The following is a 750-nucleotide window of genomic DNA, read 5'->3' on the forward strand; positions in this document are numbered from 1 at the left end:
TACTTAAACCAACCGAAGACTTAGAATTGTATGAATATAATAAGGTACCTTTGTTTAAAGAATGGAAGACGCAAAAAGGCATCGTGACATACTTGTTATACCAAGATGATACCCTTAAAGAGACATATGAAGTGATTAATAATTTAAGACGTGACTTGAAACATAGCCAATTCGACTCATTTAAACAAACCATAGAACAGTTGAAACTTTCAGACTTGCATCCATCATTAAAAACAGCCATTAAAACATTGAAAAAACATGCTTGCTTCATCGAACATACTTTCAATTATATCAATTTGACCAACGGTCCTATTGAAGGCATTAATAATAAAATTAAACTTATTAAACGTACATCTTTTGGTTATGGAAATTACAATCATTTGCGCAACAGAATTCTTTTATGTTCAAAACTATATGCACCTGAAAATAAAAAAGAAGTTAAACAACAAATTGCTGCCTAACTTCTATAAAAAATTTATACATCAGTCCAATTTGACAGAGAGCCATTTTAATTTGCTAATTTATTACCATTTATCATTCAGACAGTTACTAACAAATTCATTAATTTAACTATCAAATATTTATTGTTCTGTGGTTCATCAATCAATTATTTAATTATATAATTAAATACCAAATTGCAAGTTTTTGAATACTTTAAAAAATATTAATACATAATAAGTTTCACGGAATTTTTTATACTTAAATTATGTTTAGTTTTAAAATTCTTTGATTGCAAATTTTTAATAAACA

1 protein-coding gene is annotated in these 750 nt (G+C 26.3%); it reads left to right on the forward strand.

The features are described from left to right. On the forward strand, positions 1–461 hold a 461-nt coding region (locus tag CD113_RS12400; RefSeq protein ID WP_142380919.1), incomplete at its 5' end, for a transposase. Positions 462–750 lie beyond the last annotated feature (289 nt).

This window comes from Staphylococcus simiae (assembly GCF_002902085.1).
GTDB lineage: Bacteria > Bacillota > Bacilli > Staphylococcales > Staphylococcaceae > Staphylococcus > Staphylococcus simiae.